We start from the raw sequence: 298 nt of genomic DNA, 5'->3' as shown, positions 1-298 counted from the left end.
GGCTATAATATCTAYGCTGTTACTAGAAGTTATTAAATTTAGAAAATCTAATGTAAAATAAATATGTATATAAGTTTTACAATAAACAATTAACTCAATATGTTATATAATAATCATTTTAATAATAGGCTATGTTTTAATACAATGTTGATATTAGGGACAATTTAAATAATAAAAAAGTAGGGTTATACCAATTGTATAACTCCTACTTTTTGTTTGAATTATATTTGAATTATATTAAGATTGTGATTTAAGTTTACTTACGAATTTCTTTCTCTTTATATAATATAAAATTATA

It is taken from the genome of Romboutsia sp. 13368 (assembly GCF_018336475.1).
Lineage (GTDB): Bacteria > Bacillota > Clostridia > Peptostreptococcales > Peptostreptococcaceae > Romboutsia.
Note: the sequence above shows the minus strand (reverse complement) of the source record.